Below are 19192 nucleotides of genomic sequence, written 5' to 3' on the forward strand. Positions count from 1 at the left end.
CCCTATTATAAAAAAAAAAGACAGCTTAAGCTGTCTTTTTTTTTATAATAGGGTAATTATTAATCTACATTATCATGCAAAAATGAATTATTCGGACGAATCTCAGTTTCACCGTCGTCAAAAGATAGTGTAAAACGTGATACTTGAGACTGTGAAGAATGAGGCACATCGTCTAAAGGCTTTTGTCTTCTTTTATATGCTGGCTCAGTTTCTAGTTCCTGCAAACCGTTGCTAGATTTCAACTTCATGCTCAATTCTTTCAAGCGTAAAATACGCTCTTTAGTTTTCATTAATTGATCTTCGAAATCAATCTCTTTCGACTCTTCAATGTGAGTCGCTCCAGTCGGTTCCGTTTGTGTACTCTCTAACGAAGAACTTTCCTCTTTGATCGCTTCCTCTTTTGAACTATAACTATCAAACACGGAAGGCAGTTTAAACTCAAATACCGACGGAGAAGTCTTCAATTCATACCCCGCCGTTTCTTCTTCCTTTGCTGAAGCCTCCTCAGGTTCGTCAAAGCTTAATGTGTGACGAATCACTTGGGATTCCTCGCGAGGCTGCGAAACGGCCGAATTAATTGGCTTCGGTGAAGTAAACAAATCCACGGAAGGAGTTGAGTTAGGTGTGGATATCACCGTATTCTGTACTGGCTTAATAAAAGACTGCGCTGGTGCTGGTTCTGTTGTTGCTGAAGAAAATTGGTTCTGAACAACTGGTTTTACAAACTGATTGACTGCTGGCTCTGGAGTCAACGGTAAAGCAATTTTTTCCTTTTCCTTTTCTTTAACCCGTTGCTCTGCAGTCTGAAAACCAGTCGCAATTATCGTTACCGATAATTCATCCTCAAAGTTTTGATCGATACAGTTACCCCAAATCAAATCAGCAGAAAGCCCAGCTTTCTCTTGTATGTAATCTGTAACAATCGCAACCTCATCCATTGTTACCTCTTTAGTACCAGATGTAATATTCAATAAGATATAGCGAGCGCCTTCGATTTCATTATCTTTCAATAAAGGAGATGCCAAAGCACCTGTTACGGCTTCAATAGCACGATTTTCTCCTTTTGACACAGCGTTACCCATGATAGCAACGCCGCTATCGTTCATCACTGTACGCACATCCTTAAAGTCCACATTTACGTAACCAGGAATAGTAATGATTTCTGCGATACCTTTTGCCGCTGTGGTTAAAATATCATCTGCTTTCGCAAATGCAGCTGTCATGGTTAGGTTTCCAAAAATCTCACGTAAACGGTCATTGGAAATAACTAAATACGAATCTACATATTTACGCAATTCTTCTAAGCCTTCTTCCGCTTGGGAACGACGTCGTTTACCTTCAAATGTAAAAGGAGTTGTCACTATTGCAACGGTCAAGATACCCAGTTCCTTTGCAGCTTTCGCCAAAACGGGACTTGCACCTGTTCCGGTACCGCCACCCATACCGGCCGTAATAAAAAGCATCTTCGTATTGGTACCAAGCATACGCTTTATATCCTCGATACTTTCAATCGCTGAATTTTCACCGACATCAGGATCGGCTCCAGCACCCATTCCTTCTGTCAAACTAGCTCCCAATTGCACTTTGTTAGGAATAGGACTAAGTTCTAACGCCTGCGCATCAGTATTGCAAACGATAAAATCAACCCCGCTAATTCCTTGCAAGTACATGTGATTAACGGCATTTCCACCGCCACCACCAACCCCAATAACCTTGATTATTGATGATTGTTCCTTTAACATTTCAAATTGTATCGACATAAATTTACCCTATTTAACTCTTGCTAAACCACTTAGAAAATCACCTATAGATTCAACAATACAATGTAATAATACCAAATTCCTCACAACAGTTTTCCACAAATGTTAATTTGTGGAAAAATCACCCAATGTGGAAAACTACTTCTTTCCGATAAAGGTATCGTCGTCGATTCCTGCATCATCCTTAATAAAATCAGAGAGAATTTTTGTAAACCAACTCTCCTTTTTTCTCTTTTCCTCTGCTATCTCTGTTACCTTTTCTTTTGGAGCTGATTTCGAAACCACTTCTTGATGGGTTGCCTCATCCTCTTCGATAGCTTGTACTCCTTTAATTAACAAACCAATGGAGGTAGCATACATTGGGCTTTTCAGTTCCTCTAGAGCTTGCTTATTTAACATTTCAGTCTTTGCCAAATATTCGTTTGGATATCCAATTCGACAACCAATACCTGTAATATATTCAACTAGTTGAACTAGATGTCTCAATTGAGCACCTCCGCCAGTAATAACGATTCCCGCAATAAGTTTATCCTCGTATCCTGAAGATTTGATTTCGTAATATACGTGTTCAATAATTTCCTCCATACGAGCTTGGATAATATAAGCCAAATTCTTTACAGAAATTTCCTTGGCTTCACGCCCACGAATCCCAGGAACACAAATAACCTCATTATCTTTATTTTCATCAGCCAATGCAGATCCATAACGCACTTTTAATTGCTCGGCCTGGTTACGTAGAACAGAACAACCTTGCTTAATGTCCTCCGTCACAATATTTCCACCTAATGGAATAACAGCAGTATGACGAATAATACCTTCATGAAAGATAGCTAAATCCGTAGTTCCACCACCTATATCCACCAACACAACACCAGCAGTTTTTTCCTCTTCATCCAACACAGCTTCAGATGACGCGAGAGGTTCTAATACTAAAGACGAGACTTCTAAATCCGAGTTATCAACACAACGCTTAATATTGCGGATATCAGTCACGCGTCCCGAAATGATGTGAAAATTAGCCTCCACACGACGACCCGCCATACCAATCGGCTCTTTAATACCGGGTTCATTGTCGATCGTAAATTCCTGAGGGAGTACATGAATAATCTCCTCTCCCGGAGGAAGAACAAGTTTATACATGTCTGAAATCAACTGTTCGACATCTAGGCGTCCAACCTCGTCATAGTCTCTTTTAGTTAATATTCCGCGATGTTGTATACTTTTTATATGTTGACCAGCAATCCCCACGTTGACAACTTTAATATCTACGTTAGACTGAGATTCAGCGATCGACACCGCTTCTCTAATACTGCCAACAGTTTTTTGAATATTAGCTACCACGCCACGGTTCACCCCCGAAGATTCTGCTTTCCCCACACCCAACAATTCGATCTTATTCGTACCACTACGACGACCGACTGTTACACAAATTTTTGTGGTACCGATATCCAATCCTACGATAATCGGATTTTCTCTCTCGTTTTCTGCTAATCTTGGTTTCATATGCTGTGTATTTTGTTGCTGTTATTATTCCTATTTTATCTACTTCATTTTTAATTTCATTTGCAAACTATCCAGCACCCAGCCGTCCTCACGTTCACAAATGATTTGATCATCAAACTTAACGTTCACTGTGCTGTATGCATCTGATCCTACCCTTGGTAAAATCTTCTTATAAAAGATTGATAAGCGATCTAGCTTATCTGGTAAGTTATCCGCATTACCAAGGAGAAGTTGTTGCGTACCAACGCGTGGTGTTATTTCGATATCTTTGTGTTCATTCACATACAATTGCACGATTTGATTGCTCCACAAAGGGTCGTTTTTGACAAAATTAACGATTGATACTAGATCCTTTACCAGTTGTGTTTCAACGGTATCCAATGCAACTTTGTAACCCTCGTTGATATTTCCGTTGGCGACCAAAACATGTGGCACATATTTTAGCGTCACTGGAACTTTAGCACCTTGTGTATCAATATAATATTCCTGCCCCATATTATTCATTATACGGATGATGACTTCGCGTTGCTTAACGGCAATTTGCAAAACACCATCCATATCCGAATGGATCTCAGCAGATGCTACATAAGGAAGTGTCATTAGCGCTTTCTCTATTTTTTCGAGAGGTAACGTGGCGAGCTCCTTCCCAACTACCCTTCCAAATTCACCGTTTACCAGATCTGAAATATCATGCTGATCGATAAAAGTCTCTTTTCCTTCAACCATAACCTTCATCGAAGTACAGACTTGAACAGAGTCCTTTGTTTTGACCAAACTCATTAACATACCAATACCAAACAGTCCCACAACCGACATGCAGATGTAGCCTATAATTCGCCAAGGTATGTTACGAACAAATTTAAGCATGCTCAATAATCTCTTTCAAAGGTTTAACCAATCTATCAATATCTCCCGCTCCGACGGTCACAATCAATTCCGGAGTGAACTCGCGTGTATGCTCCAAAACTTCTTGCGGGGTCACCAGACGTTTATTTGCTAATCTAATTTTATCCAACAACCACTCGGAGCTCACTCCCTCAATCGGCGTTTCTCGCGCTGGGTAAATATCCATCAATAACAGTTCATCAGCATGACTTAACACCTCCGCAAATCCCGCGACAAAATCTCGAGTCCGACTGAATAAATGTGGCTGAAAAACCACAGTAAGCCATTTATTAGGATATAATTTTCTAAGCGAAGCTAAAAAGGCTCGTAATTCCTCTGGATGATGAGCGTAATCGTCTATATAAATGGTACGTTCGTTGCGAGCAACATATTCGAACCGCCTTTTGACTCCACGAAATGATGACAATGCACGCTTAATTTTTTCTACGGAGATCTCTAACTCCAACGCGACCACAATTGCAGCTACCGCATTTTCCACGTTATGGATACCCGCAATACCTAAATTAATATCTAAAATATCATTCTTTGCAGAGCGAAAATCAAAATGAAATGCATCGTTTTCTATACGAATATTTTCCGCATATGCGTCCGCCTTTTCGTTGAGCGCGTACCGTACCGTACCTTCTAAAGGCAAACCGCTCTTGACAATCGACAATCCGTTTTCCACTACACGTGTTAAAAACAAATCGAAAGACTCCAGCAAATGTTGTTCGTCTCCATAAATATCTAGATGGTCCGCATCTGCGGATGTGACGATCGCAATATTTGGATGCAAAGTCAAAAACGAACGATCGTATTCATCTGCCTCGACTACAACAACATTGTTATTACCATATAAAACGTTGCTATTATAATTCGAGCTAATCCCTCCCAAAAAAGCAGAGCAATCGTACCCCGAATCCTTTAACACATGTGCAATCATCGTTGAAGTTGTCGTCTTACCGTGAGTTCCTGCCACAGCGATTGTAAATCTACTAGCACTAATAATTCCTAAAACTTCTGATCGTTTAAACAACCTATTGCCTTGATCAAGCAGAAAATTCTTTATCGTCAGGTCTTTTGGAACTGCCGGAGTGAAAATCACCAGGTTTTCCGTCGAAGGTTTACTGAACACACTTGGCAACAACGATATGTCATCCTGGTATATTATCTCAACCCCTTCGGAGACTAGTGTTTTGGTTAATTCACTTTCTGTCTTATCGTACCCCTTTACCTCACATCCTAAATGTTGAAAGTAACGAGCAAGTCCGCTCATACCGATCCCTCCAATTCCAAGAAGGTACACATGTTTGATATGTTCGAGATTCATCATTTATCTTATTAATTTCAATACTTCGTTTGCGATAACTTCGTCGGCATCAAGCTTTGCCAATTTTTCAATCTCCTGTCCCAAGAGCGCGCACTGCTCAGGACGATCTAACAACGAAAGCACAGTATCTATTAGAATTTCTTTTGCGTCAATATCATTAATCAACACTGCCGCATTTTTATTCACTAAAGCTTTCGCATTCTTAGTTTGATGATCCTCCGCAACATTGGGGGATGGGACTAAGACAACAGGTTTTCCAATCACGCATAACTCGGAGATTGTCCCTGCTCCGGCCCTTGAAATCACAATATCGGCTGCGGCATATGCATAATCCATCCGTTGCAAAAATGGAAGCAATTTGATATTATTCGAAAGATTCCCATCAAACTCACGCATTAAGGAGTCAGCATAATAACTACCACACTGCCAGATAACTTGCACATCAACCAATTTTTGTAAAGCTTGACGCATGCATGTGTTCAACGTATTTGCACCTAAACTACCCCCCGTCACCAAAATCGTTTTCTTTCCAGCCTCTAATCCAAAATGTGCTAAAGCTTCCTCGCGCTTACCTTCTATTTCCACCGACGCCCGTCGAATCGGGTTACCTGTCAATAAAATTTTTTCAGAAGGAAAAAATTGTTCCATTCCCTCGTAAGCAACACATATTTTCTGAGCGTTTCTGCTGAGTTTCTTATTTGTAAGTCCAGCGTACGAATTTTGCTCTTGAATCAAAGTAGGTATACCAATCATGTTAGCCATCATTAACAGTGGGCCTGATGCAAAACCACCTACACCAACCGCGATATCCGCATCGAACTGTTTGATGATTCTACGTGAGAACCAAAGACTCTTTAGCATTTTAAATGGAAGTAAAAGGTTTTTGAATACTGAGCCTCTATCTATCCCTTGGATATCTAGTCCAACGATTTGATAGCCCGCCGCTGGCACCTTTTCCATTTCCATCCGTCCATTCGCTCCTACAAAAAGTATTTCCACGGATGGATCAATACGACGCAGAGCATTTGCTATTGCAATCGCTGGGAAGATATGACCACCCGTACCACCACCGCTTATAATTACTTTATGAGCCATCACGTTCGTTATATTGTACCAACCACAACTTTTCTAGCTTGTGGCGTTTCATTTAATTCTTCTTTGTTTTTTAACTCTTCAACATTTCTACTTACACTCAATATAATGCCTAATGCAACACTAGTAAACAATATCGAGGTTCCTCCCATACTCACCAAAGGAAGCGGCACCCCCGTAACAGGACCGAGCCCCACCGCCACCGCCATATTCGCCAACGCCTGAATGGTAAGACTAAACCCTAGTCCGGCCGCTAAAAATGCGCCAAATGCTCTAGGCGATAATGTCACAATTCGTATGCATCTATACATCAATGCCAAGTATAAAAATAACAACACAGCCCCCCCTAATGTACCGTATTCTTCGATTATAATCGCGAATATAAAATCAGAATACGGATGGGGTAACAAATTTCGCCCTACACTGTTGCCCGCGCCTTTTCCGAAAAATTCACCGGAGGCGATCGTCATCTTCGCTAAATTCGCTTGATAATTTTTGTCTTCCTGAAAGGGCACCGGCTTCCCTCCGGATTGTTCGGTACGAAAAAATCCCTCGATTCGACTCAAATATGTCGCTCTTCTTGGTCCGATAAGTATAACCAATGCAAGTAAAAACCCTCCGCCAACACATACGATACCGATCTGCTTTGCACTAATACGTCCAATGAGAAGTAGCAATACACAAGTACCGAATAGCATCAATGCTGTTGACAAATTCGCCCATGCGATTAATATAAACACCGCACAAACGGCCCCCATTATAGGAACAAATGAGCGCTTCACATCTTTAATATCCTCTTGTTTACGAGAAAGCATCCGAGCAAGAAATGTTATCAATGCCAACTTAGCTAAATCTGACGTTTGGAATGTTTGATTAATGACTGGAATTGTAACCCAACGACTCGCATCATTCACTTTACTCCCTGCGATCAGTGTAAACAATAATAACGGAATAGTAATCAACATCAACAGTTTAGATATTCCGGCATAGTAGCGATAGTCTAATTTGTGTGACAGATACATCAAAACAAGCCCTATCACAATTATCGAGAAATGCTTTACTAAGTACAACTCAGTTCCTTTACCTTCTTTATAAGCCAACGTTCCGACCGAACTATATACGGCAAGCAAAGACCAACCAGATAGGATAATAACAATTATCCAAATCCACTTATCTCCTCGTAGCTTACTAAATATCTGATCTATCATCTTAAATGCTTTTAAAGACTCATTACAGCTTCCTTAAATTTATCACCGCGTTCTTCATAATTTTTGAACCAATCGAAACTAGCACAGGCTGGCGAAAGCAGAACAGTGTCTCCTTTTTTCGCCAGATAAGACGCAATCTCGACAGCATCCTGCATCGACGAAGCATTAACAATAACTTCTGTATCTTCTTCGAACGATTCATGAATGCGAGTAGAATCTTTACCGATGCAAATAATGGCTTTTACTTTTGACTTCACCAGATCACGTAACATTCCGTAATCGTTTCCTTTATCAACTCCCCCCATTATTAGTACGATATCTGGCGAAAAACTTTCCAAAGCGTACCAAACGGAATTAACATTTGTTGCCTTAGAATCATTGATATAGTTAACCCCGCCAATACAAGCGACATGCTCTAAACGATGTGGGATATTCACATAGGATTCCATACTCTCCTTCATCGTTTGGTTGCGCAACTCCTGTACTTTCGCTATTAGGCCCGAAGCCATATTGTTATACACATTATGTTTCCCCTGAAGGGATAGCTCTTCAATATTCATCGTAAAAATGTCTTGATTAGGTATTTTAATTATAATATTTTTGGTCTCGTCTAAATAAGCCCCAACTTCCAAGCGGTCCTCTTGGGTAAATGGTAAATATTTTGCATTCGTTTTGAACCTAGATAACCCTTGCTGTGTAAGCTCATCATCCGCACAGTATATAAAATAATCCGTATTTCTTTGGTTCTGAACCATACGAAACTTAGACGCTACATAATTCTCGATTTTATACTCGTATCTGTCTAGATGATCTGGCGTTATGTTTAATATCACAGCGATATCTGCACGGAATTGGTACATATCATCTAACATAAAACTTGAGACTTCTAATACGTAAACATCAAAATTTTCACGTGCTACCTGTAAAGCAAAGCTTTTACCAATATTTCCAGCTAGTCCGACATTTACACCTCCTTTTTGCAACATATGATAGGTTAACATCGTTGTAGTGGACTTACCATTAGAACCTGTGATACAATAAAGTTTTGCATCAGTATATTGTGCCGCAAACTCAATCTCAGATATTACAGGTTTGCCGGCTGCTTTTAATCGCTGAATTACCGCAGCATGCTCCGGGATCCCGGGACTTTTGACGACCAAATCCGCCTGTAAGATCTTTTCGGCAGTATGTTGACCTTCCTCGAATCTAATTGTTTCTCGGATTAATACGTCCTTGTAAAAGGGAGTTATATCATTCATATCTGATACAAATACATCAAAGCCTTTATCATTTCCTAAAATAGCCGCACCAACCCCACTTTCCCCTGCACCAAGGATAACTAGTGAACCAAATTGTGGATAATATATATTTTCAATATTTGGCATTTTATCTAATCTTTAATGTTACTATGGTCAAAATGGCAAGGATAATGGACACGATAAAAAAGCGCATAACAATTTTTGACTCATGATATCCTTTCTTTTGATAGTGATGGTGTACCGGCGACATTAAAAAGATCCTTCTTCCTTCACCGAACTTCTTTTTTGTATATTTAAAATAAGAGACTTGCAGTATTACGGATACATTTTCTAATAAAAAGACACCGCATAAAATTGGAATCAGCAACTCCTTGCGAATTAGTATGGCAAAAGCAGCAATAATCCCCCCTATTGCCAGGCTTCCGGTATCCCCCATAAATACCTGCGCCGGGAACGCATTGTACCACAAAAAACCGGTACAAGCTCCAACAAATGCACCTGCGAAAATCACGAGTTCTCCTGAATTTGGAATATACATGATGTTGAGATAATCAGAAAAAATTACGTTGCCGGACACATAAGCTAAAATAGCTAATGTTATACCTATAATTGCGGAAGTACCAGTAGCGAGACCATCTATACCATCAGTAATATTTGCGCCGTTAGACACCGCTGTTACAATAAAAACAACCACAACTAAGAACACCAAGAACGTCGCTAAACTGCTATCCAACCCAAACATACTAAGCACCTTTGCGTAATCAAACTCGTTGTTTTTGTAAAAAGGAATATTAGTTTTTGTCGACTTGACGTTTTCGGCATAATATCGGTCGCCCGTTTGGGTATCCGTCATTATTTGTACTGCTTTTGTAGATGTAGGGTTCTGCACCTGTTGACGCACAACGATATCAGGATGGAAATACATCGTGATCGCAATTAGAGTCCCCAGACCAATTTGACCGATTACTTTGAAACGACCAGCCAATCCCTCCTTATTCTTTCGAAAAACCTTAATATAATCATCTAGAAAACCTATAGCCCCCATCCATACAGTAGTAATAATCAAAATGATCACATAAATATTATCCAATTTCGCAAATAGCAAAGTCGGAATTAATATCCCAGCAATGATTATTAAGCCTCCCATAGTTGGAGTCCCTGCTTTTTGTTTTTCGCCATCTAGTCCGAGATCTCGAATTGTTTCACCAACTTGCTTATCATGCAGCGCCCTTATCAAGCGCCCTCCATATACTGTAGTAATGACTAACGAAACAATTACCGCCATAGCAGTTCGAAACGAAATGTATTGAAACAACCCCGCTCCAGGTATGTGCATATTTTCTTGTAACCAGGTAACTAAATAATATAACATCGTTATTGTTTATTGTTCGTTAAATGTTCCTTCCAAAACCTCTCTATCATCAAAATGATGTCTGATACCAGAGATCTCTTGATATTTTTCATGTCCTTTTCCCGCAACTAATATGATATCCCCTGGCTGCGCCAAATGACATGCCGCTCGGATAGCTTCTTTTCGTTCCGCAATAGTAAAAACGTTTTTACGATCCGTACTTTGTACACCTGCTTCCATATCACGAATAATTGCTAACGGTTCCTCTGTGCGGGGATTATCCGACGTGATAATAACCTTATCGCTTAAGCGAACTGCCGTCGCTGCCATCTCTGGGCGTTTCGTTTTATCACGATCACCACCACAACCTAAAACCGTGATTATCTGTTGACTCCCCTGACGCAACTCCCGTATTGTCGAAAGCACATTTTGAACCGCATCCGGAGTATGAGCATAATCTACAATCCCGACTATGCCATCTTTTGAACGAACGACTTCGAAACGCCCTTCGGCGCCAAGTATTTCGCTCATCGCCGTCAATACTTTCACAGTTTCCTGCTCCAACAAGATTGCCGTGCCATAGACTGCGAGCAGGTTATATGCGTTAAATCCTCCCACAAGCTTCACCCACACCTGATGACCATCTATTTGAAGCAACATTCCATCAAAATGGCTCTCTACAATTCTCGCTTTAAAATCGGCCATATTTTTCAATCCATAAGTCTTCTTATGCCCAAAAGTATTTTGAAGCATAACCATACCGTTACGATCATCGTTATTGGTTAAGGCAAATGCAAACCTATCTAAATCATCAAAAAATTTCTTTTTAGCATTGATATAATTAGAGAACGTCCCATGGAAATCTAAATGGTCGTGCGTTATGTTTGTAAAAACACCGCCCGCAAAGCGTAAACCAGCGATACGTTGTTGAACGATCGCATGGGAACTCACCTCCATAAAACAATAATCACACCCATCATCGACCATTTGACGCAATAAAGAATTTAATACAATCGGATCTGGCGTTGTGTGGGTTGCTGCTATAATTTTACTCCCAATTCGATTCTCAACAGTAGACAAAAGTCCCACGTGATAGCCCAAATTATCAAATAAATTAAAGAGCAAAGTTGCAATAGTCGTTTTACCATTAGTTCCTGTAACTCCAACGAGTTTTAATTCCCTCGAAGGATCCTTATAGAAATTTGTGGCCAACAGACCTAAAACATAAGATGTATCGTCAACCAATACGTAGGTAATATCAGAGTCAAGAACCTGAGGCAACTCGTCAAGGACAACAACCTTTGCACCATTCGAAACAGCATCGACTATGTATAAATGGCCATCCGTTTGCTCTCCTCTGATCGCAACAAACAAGCTGTCAGCGACTACCTTTCGAGAATCGAAACACAACGATGAGATGTCGATGTCGAGTACTCCTTCGAGTTGCTGTACCGGAATTGCATGTAATAGTTCTTTCAGCTTCATGTTTTTAATTCAATGCCAACACGATTGGCGTCCCTACTTTCGATTTTGTTCCTGCAACCAACGATTGCGTTATTACTTTACCTTTTCCAGAAACATGCGTTTTAAAACCTGCATTTTCCATTGTAAATACCGCGTCTGTCAACCCCATTCCTCGCACATTTGGCACCACCCCTTCTTTAATGGTTGTTACTGCAAAAGGCACTCCTTTATCTTTACCGACGGTATCAAGCTTTTGCATTAGCGAATTCCAATTAGTAGGTTGAAATCCCAGCGCTTGGTACACCGCATTAGACGCCTCTTTAGAACCTCGTAAGGTTAGGGGTATTGTCGAGCCAATTGTATTGACCTTCCTATTCGCTAAGGTTTTATGTAAACTCATATCATTGGCGTATACCATATCCGCCAATTCTTTAAAAACCGGTCCAGCTGTCGTTGCACCGTAGTATCCTTTTCTAGGATTTCTAATAACGACAATCATAGAATATTTGGGGTTATCCGCCGGAAAATAACCGGCAAAAGATGATTGGTAACGTCTAGCGCCATAACCCTTAGCTCCATCGTTCATTTGTGCAGTCCCTGTCTTTCCGGCAGAACTATAAAGCGGAGAACTTAAGGACTTTCCTGTGCCTTTGACCATAACACGCTCTAACATATCTTGAGCTTTTCTAATTGCGTCTGGTGTTGCTATCTGTTCCTTCAGCACGCGTGCCTCAAATTTTTCAATTGTGTTGCCCAGGTGCTGTATCTCTTTTACAAAAAGCGGAGCAACAAGTTTTCCATCGTTAGCGACCGCATTATAAAAAGCTAACGTTTGCAACGGGGTTAAACGTAACTCATAACCATAAGCCATTTGCACCAACGATAATTTACTCCAGGTTCGGCTATCTGGCGATTTAACCCATGGTTTTGTTTCTCCCGGAATCTGCAAACCCAAGGGCTCTCCTAAACCATAATGATGTAGCTTTTCCGTATACTTTTCAGGATGCTTACCGTAATACGTATTCACTAATTTCGCTATAGCAACATTTGACGACTGTTCAAACGCCTCGCTAACTGTCATCACTGATTTTCGTGGCGCATGCGAATCACGAATGGTATGCGAAGGAACCTTATACGTACCATTCCCGACGTCTACAGTTGACGTTGTGTCCACATACTTATCATCAAGTAATGCCAAATAACTAGCCAATTTAAACGTTGAACCCGGATCGGCCCCTTGTGCAATGGCGTAATTATATTTCTCACGAAACACCCCTTCACTATCTCTTGTGAAATTTGCTATCGCTCGCACTTCGCCTGTTTTCACTTCCATTAAAACAACACAACCATTATCAGCATCAACAGCAATCAATTGCTTTTCTAATGCACGCTGCGCCATATCTTGCATATTAACATCAAGTGTGGAAATAATATCAGACCCATCTACGGGAGCCACCTCTATCTCTCGATTAACCGGAACCCAAACACCGCCAGCAATTCGTTGCATCAATTGAGACCCACTCTTACCGTCGATATACGAGCCATATGCACCTTCTAGGCCGACTAAAACTGTATCGCCTTTCGTATTTTTATAACCGATAGTACGCGCAGCCAAATTTGTAAAAGGCAAGATCCTCTTATTTTGTCGGACTGTAACTAAACTTGTCGGATAACGTTTCTTACCTTCTTTAAAAGTATGAAGCAAAGGAAACTTTTTAATTAGTTTCAAATCCTGATGTGACACATCCCGCTTGATTAACACGTAACGAGATCCCTTCGCGCGCGCATTTTTTAATAACGTCAGGTATTGACGAGCAGAGCGGTCTCCAAATTTCTTTGCTAAACGATCTGCTAGCGAATCCACTTTCGAATTAAATACATCATTCGCCTCTGCAGGAATCGACATAGCATCAAAGCGCAACTCGTACTCAGGAACGGACGTTGCTAACAGACTGCCATCATTAGAGTATATATTACCACGAACAGCGTCGATCGTACGTTCCCGCACTGTCAAGCTATCAACCATCGCACGCCACTCAGCTCCGTCCACATATTGCAAATGAACCAATTTCCCAAACACCAACAACGCACCAAACACCATAAGCCCGAACGCCAGGTATACCCTCATAAGTATAGATTTCCTAATATTCATCTGCTTCTAGTTTTATTTTTGTTCAACGACTACCTCTACCTTAATTGCAGGCTGCAACCGTTCTTTTAATCCCAAAGTATCTGCGCGTTTGGCAATTTCTGTTTGCGTTGTTAATTTCATTAATTCAGCAGACAGAGACTTATAGTCCCAACTCAACTCCTTTACATCTCTCCCCAAACCGTCAATTGAGCGAACCGTCCGTTCCGCTAAATGTCTATTTGATATATACAATAACCCCAATAAGGCGACAAACGCAGCGAAAGGAAGATTTCTGGCCACCAAATAACTTGACAATGGTTTAGCCGAAAAGATTGAACGAAGAAAATTCTGAGTCTCTTCAACCTTTTCCTCTACCGAATCTTCAATTTCCTCCTGGACTTCCTCGCTTAATTCTTTACTTTTAATTGTGTTTCTCGACATAATCTAAGTTTAAGCTTGACGTTCCGCCACACGCAACTTCGCGCTGCGTGACCTATTATTCAATTCCAGCTCTTCAACACCCGCAGTTATCGCCTTCCGACTAATAACTTTGAAGGGTTTAATTTCATTTCCAAAAAAATCCTTATCAACCTCACCTTTAAACTTACCTTTTTGCATAAAATTCTTCACCAATCTATCCTCTAAAGAGTGGTAAGACATCACTACCAATCTACCCCCCGGCTTCAACACGGAGACAGACTGCTCCAAGAACTCCTGCAAAGCCTCCAGCTCCTGATTCACCTCAATACGAAGAGCTTGAAAAACTTGAGCGTGATATTTATGTTCTTTCCCTTTCGGCACTAATCGTTTAATCACATCTTTAAGCTCAGCAACCGTTTCAATACTCTTTGTCAACCGCGCCATTACTATAACTTTCGCAAGAGTTCGTGCATTTTGAATTTCGCCGTACATACCGAAAATACGATGCAACTCCTCCTCACTATAGGTATTCAACACTTTCTTAGCATCTAAATCAGCAACCTGATCCATACGCATATCCAAATCAGCATCATAGCGAATCGAAAAACCGCGATCCGCCGAATCGAATTGATGAGACGAAACCCCCAAATCCCCCAATATTCCGTCCACATCCCTCACCCCAAGCAGCCGCAAATTGTTCTTCAAGAACTTAAAATTATGTTGCACCAACTTAAACCGAGGATCATCGATAACATTACTCAGCACGTCTGGATCCTGATCAAATGCGATCAACCGACCTTTCTCACCTAAGCGTTTTAAAATCTCCCTAGAATGACCTCCGCCACCAAATGTAACATCGACATAAATTCCATCTGATTTAATCGCCATAGCCTCCATACACTCCTCCAACATCACAGGTACATGATACGTTCCAGGATTACCCATTAAAACCTCCTTCTAAATCAAATCCACCCATAACCTGCTCGGCCAAATCGGAAAAATCTTCTGTAGCCAACATATCCATTTGTTTATCATATTCCGCTTTGGACCACACTTCAATTTTCCTAAGATTACACGCCAGCACCAGCTCACTCCCTACTTCAGCATACTCCAACAAACTCTTCGGTAATAAAACCCGGCCCGCAGAATCCAACATCAACTCAGTCGCTCCACTGGTAAATTTTCGCACAAACTCTCTCCCTTTTTTCTGAAACTGACTTAAACGAGAGAGCTGATCTAAGATCTTATTCCACTCACCTCTAGTATACACAACTAAATTTTTCTCGAAACCACGATTCACCACAAGCCCTTCACGCTCAATATCAGGCAATTGCCTTTTGAGCCCGGCAGGAACAACCATTCTACCTTTGGCGTCCAACTTGCATTCGTATTCTCCGATTAAATAATCCATTTGTATATAGTAATGCTACTAATTATAATGTAAAAGTATACACTTTCTCCCACTTTCCCCCACAATATAACACAAAAAAGTTTTCCACATCGAAAAATATCCGTATATACGCCACGAAGCGCATACAACAATACCCTCTACACCCTTATAAACAAAGGGTTACAACAAGCTTTGGACGAAAATAAATTTCGTCGAACCCAAAATAAATCTGAAATGGAATAAAAAAAATGCCGCATAGTTTTTCACTATTATTCCCCTAAAAAACCTTAAAATCCACTTAAGCGAAGTTTTGGTGGGGAAAAGTGGAGGACATGAAACAGCTTCTTTTAACTTGTGGGAAACAGTGTTAGAGCACAACTGACGATATGCTAATAAACTTTCTTTATTCTCCGCGAAATGCGATATTTTTGCATAAAATTAACTTCGCTACGAGCGTTAAGTCGTATTTAGTAAAGACGCACGACGCGCTAGCGTACATTCTTTTTATTTAAAGTATACTAAATCTCTGTTTTATAATGTATAGAAGTCATAATTGTGGCGAATTACGTATTGCCGACGTCAACAAAAATGTTACCCTGTCTGGATGGGTACAGAAGTCCCGTAACAAAGGTTTCATGATATGGGTGGACTTACGTGACCGCTACGGAATAACACAGTTAATATTTGATGAATCTCGTTCTCAAGAATCGATCATGCAAGCGGCAAAATCACTCGGCCGAGAATTCGTTATTCAAATAAAAGGGACCGTTATCGAACGTGAATCAAAAAATTCAACGATTAGCACCGGAGAAATCGAAGTATTAGTCGAAGAGTTACAAATACTAAATGAAGCGCAAACCCCTCCCTTTACCATCGAGGACGAAACGGACGGAGGTGAAGATATCCGAATGAAATATCGCTACTTGGATATCCGTAGAAATCCTGTTAAAAACAATTTGCTGTTTCGCCATAAAGTGACCCAACAGGTTCGTAATTATTTATCAAATCTTGATTTCTGTGAAGTAGAGACTCCTTATTTAATTAAATCTACGCCAGAAGGTGCTAGAGACTTCATTGTGCCCTCACGTATGAATCCGGGCGAATTTTATGCTTTACCACAATCTCCACAGACCTTCAAACAACTTTTGATGGTTGCGGGAATGGATCGCTATTTTCAGATTGTGAAATGTTTCCGGGATGAAGATCTTAGAGCGGATCGTCAACCAGAATTTACACAGATTGACTGTGAGATGTCCTTCATTGAGCAAGAGGATATCTTAGAAGTGTTCGAAGGGCTAACCCGTCATCTTTTACGTGAAATACACAATATTGAAATCGATAAATTTCCTCGCCTGACTTATCGCGAAGCGATGAATAAATATGGAAATGACAAACCCGATATCCGTTTCGGCATGGAGTTCGGAGAATTAAATACTATTGCACAGCACAAAGAATTTTCGGTCTTCAACAATGCGGAATTGGTTGTCGGCATAGCCGTTCCTGGGGCAAGCGCATACACAAGGAAGCAAATTGACGAGCTTATCGACTGGGTTAAACGACCTCAGATTGGAGCGCTTGGTATGGTTTACTGCAAATTTGAATCTGATGGAACCTTTAAATCATCGGTTGATAAGTTCTACAATCAGGATGATTTAGCCAGCTGGGCAAAGGCAACGGGTGCACAGCCAGGAGATCTAATTTTGGTCCTTTCTGGTCCAGCAGACAAGACACGTGGTCAACTAAGTGCCCTACGGATAGAACTTGGAAATCGCCTCGGACTACGCAAACCTAATGAGTATGCACCACTATGGGTTGTCGACTTCCCATTATTAGAATGGGACGAAGAAACACAACGCTACCATGCTATGCATCATCCTTTTACCTCTCCAAAGGCGGAAGATATGCACCTACTTGATACGGATCCAGGCAACGTACGTGCCAACGCATACGATTTAGTTTTAAACGGCAACGAAATTGGCGGAGGTTCAATACGTATCCACAACAAGCAAACACAGGCGCTTATGTTCAAGCATTTGGGTTTTACATCCGAACAGGCGCAGGAACAATTTGGATTCTTAATGAACGCATTTCAATACGGCGCCCCCCCCCATGGCGGCTTAGCTTTTGGTCTTGATCGCCTAGCAGCCATCTTAGGGGGGCACGAGACTATCCGAGATTTCATCGCATTTCCTAAAAATAATTCTGGACGTGACGTTATGATAGACGCTCCGTCAACGGTTGATAAAGCACAGCTAACAGAGCTGAGTCTTCAGCTTGACATCCAACGGTAATTTCCATACTCGAAAATAAGATCCTTTACTGGCTGTAGAGCATGAATCATTGTTCTACAGTCTTTTAATTTTTAAAAAGATACACCCCGTCGCGTTTTCCATTTTTGCGCCCAGCTTCCTTCTAAAGTTAATGTTCTGAATAATAAACTTGCTTTGCTATTCCATTGAAAAAAGATTATTTTTACCAACATGGCGCAAAATATTGCAGAAAAATTTCTTTCCGACAGTGCTGTCAAGTCGTTTGACCAAGCACATCGTAATATCATCAACACCAACATTGACAAGTACAACATTGCATTTGAACGTGGTAAGAGCAAATTTCTAGATCTAGACAATTCCAAGAAAAAAGCTAACATCATAAAATGGAAAGTCATGGAAAATCTAGATCGATATTTGCTCGATTTCGAAAGCAATTTTACGCGTCGTGGGGGAAATGTGATATGGGCAAATGATGTTAGTGAGGCTCAACTTGAAGTAGAGCGGATTATTAATCGCCATCAAGCCAAATCAGTAATCAAATCAAAATCCATGGCCACCGAAGAGATTGAACTCAACGACTTCTTGGCAAAAAAAGATATCGAAGTGATGGAAAGTGATCTAGGCGAGTTCATCATTCAACTTCTAGGACAGAAACCATACCATTTCGTTACTCCTGCGATGCACTTAAGCCTAGAAGAAATAGCAAAATTATTTAATGAGAAGTTCAATACTCCTCTAGAAGCAACCGCTGAACAGCTAACAATGAAAGCTCGGGAATTACTTCGCGAGAAATATAAGGCCGCTGACATTGGTATTTCTGGCGCCAATTTTCTAATTGCGGATACAGGCGGTATCGCAATTACTGAGAACGAGGGAAATGCCCGATTAACAACGACTTTCCCAAGAGTTCACATCGCTGTGGTAGGCATCGAAAAAATAATTCCGAGTATGCAGGATTTAGATTTATTTTGGCCTTTGCTAGCTTCCCATGGAACCGGTCAAAACCTAACCGTTTATAACACCGTCTTGAGCGGACCACGACAATCCTCTGAATTGGATGGACCCGAAGAGATGTATGTCATCTTGCTGGACAACGGACGAACAAGCCTACTAGCTCAAAAAGAGCAAC

General features: G+C 40.9%; 15 protein-coding genes. 2 read left to right on the top strand and 13 right to left on the bottom strand.

Annotated features, from left to right (window positions below; genetic code table 11):
* Positions 1–59: 59 nt before the first annotated feature.
* From ftsZ to mraZ, 13 genes are all read right to left on the bottom strand, one after another.
* A complete protein-coding gene (gene ftsZ / locus HP439_RS10060) occupies positions 60–1760 on the bottom strand; it encodes a cell division protein FtsZ (protein ID WP_172390208.1) in 1701 nt (566 codons plus the stop codon).
* 138 nt (positions 1761–1898) lie between these two features.
* Complete coding sequence (gene ftsA / locus HP439_RS10065; RefSeq protein ID WP_172390209.1) at positions 1899–3263, bottom strand: cell division protein FtsA; 1365 nt, start codon at positions 3261–3263, stop codon at positions 1899–1901.
* A 39-nt stretch (positions 3264–3302) separates the two neighbouring features.
* Positions 3303–4130 (bottom strand): cell division protein FtsQ/DivIB, encoded by an 828-nt coding sequence (locus tag HP439_RS10070; protein ID WP_172390210.1) that lies wholly within the window; start codon positions 4128–4130, stop codon positions 3303–3305.
* Positions 4123–5478, bottom strand: coding sequence for a UDP-N-acetylmuramate--L-alanine ligase (gene murC / locus HP439_RS10075; protein WP_172390222.1), 1356 nt, complete (start codon positions 5476–5478; stop codon positions 4123–4125). The genes HP439_RS10070 and murC overlap by 8 nt, the downstream gene beginning before the upstream one ends.
* A 3-nt stretch (positions 5479–5481) precedes the next feature.
* The gene (gene murG / locus HP439_RS10080) at positions 5482–6573 is read right to left on the bottom strand and encodes an undecaprenyldiphospho-muramoylpentapeptide beta-N-acetylglucosaminyltransferase (protein ID WP_172390211.1); all 1092 of its coding nucleotides are present in this window, start codon (positions 6571–6573) and stop codon (positions 5482–5484) included.
* A gap of 8 nt (positions 6574–6581) precedes the next feature.
* Positions 6582–7778, bottom strand: a complete 1197-nt coding sequence (locus HP439_RS10085; protein WP_172390212.1) for an FtsW/RodA/SpoVE family cell cycle protein — start codon at positions 7776–7778, stop codon at positions 6582–6584.
* Positions 7779–7789: 11 nt separating this feature from the next.
* Complete coding sequence (gene murD, locus HP439_RS10090; protein ID WP_172390213.1) at positions 7790–9163, bottom strand: UDP-N-acetylmuramoyl-L-alanine--D-glutamate ligase; 1374 nt, start codon at positions 9161–9163, stop codon at positions 7790–7792.
* Between the two features lies 1 nt (position 9164).
* Positions 9165–10409 (bottom strand): phospho-N-acetylmuramoyl-pentapeptide-transferase, encoded by a 1245-nt coding sequence (mraY, locus tag HP439_RS10095; protein WP_172390214.1) that lies wholly within the window; start codon positions 10407–10409, stop codon positions 9165–9167.
* A gap of 9 nt (positions 10410–10418) precedes the next feature.
* On the bottom strand, positions 10419–11873 hold the full coding sequence (locus tag HP439_RS10100; RefSeq protein ID WP_172390215.1) for a UDP-N-acetylmuramoyl-L-alanyl-D-glutamate--2,6-diaminopimelate ligase: 1455 nt from the start codon (positions 11871–11873) through the stop codon (positions 10419–10421).
* 4 nt (positions 11874–11877) lie between these two features.
* Positions 11878–14004 (bottom strand): penicillin-binding protein, encoded by a 2127-nt coding sequence (locus tag HP439_RS10105; RefSeq protein ID WP_172390216.1) that lies wholly within the window; start codon positions 14002–14004, stop codon positions 11878–11880.
* A gap of 12 nt (positions 14005–14016) precedes the next feature.
* On the bottom strand, positions 14017–14424 hold the full coding sequence (locus HP439_RS10110) for an FtsL-like putative cell division protein (RefSeq protein ID WP_172390217.1): 408 nt from the start codon (positions 14422–14424) through the stop codon (positions 14017–14019).
* A 9-nt stretch (positions 14425–14433) separates the two neighbouring features.
* Positions 14434–15348: a 16S rRNA (cytosine(1402)-N(4))-methyltransferase RsmH gene (gene rsmH / locus HP439_RS10115; protein WP_172390218.1), complete on the bottom strand. Its 915-nt coding sequence runs from the start codon at positions 15346–15348 to the stop codon at positions 14434–14436.
* Positions 15341–15814 carry a division/cell wall cluster transcriptional repressor MraZ gene (gene mraZ / locus HP439_RS10120; protein WP_172390219.1) on the bottom strand — a complete coding sequence of 158 codons (474 nt, stop codon included), beginning with the start codon at positions 15812–15814 and terminating at the stop codon, positions 15341–15343. Before mraZ ends, rsmH begins: the two co-directional genes overlap by 8 nt.
* Positions 15815–16329: 515 nt before the next feature.
* Here mraZ and aspS point away from each other — a divergent pair.
* Together aspS and HP439_RS10130 are read left to right on the top strand one after the other, a co-directional pair.
* Positions 16330–18084, top strand: a complete 1755-nt coding sequence (gene aspS, locus HP439_RS10125; RefSeq protein ID WP_172390220.1) for an aspartate--tRNA ligase — start codon at positions 16330–16332, stop codon at positions 18082–18084.
* A gap of 189 nt (positions 18085–18273) precedes the next feature.
* Positions 18274–19192 (top strand): LUD domain-containing protein (locus HP439_RS10130; RefSeq protein WP_172390221.1); only part of this gene is annotated, 919 nt, incomplete at its 3' end.

The sequence above is a fragment of the Sphingobacterium shayense genome (genome assembly GCF_013179575.1).
Taxonomy (GTDB): domain Bacteria; phylum Bacteroidota; class Bacteroidia; order Sphingobacteriales; family Sphingobacteriaceae; genus Sphingobacterium; species Sphingobacterium shayense.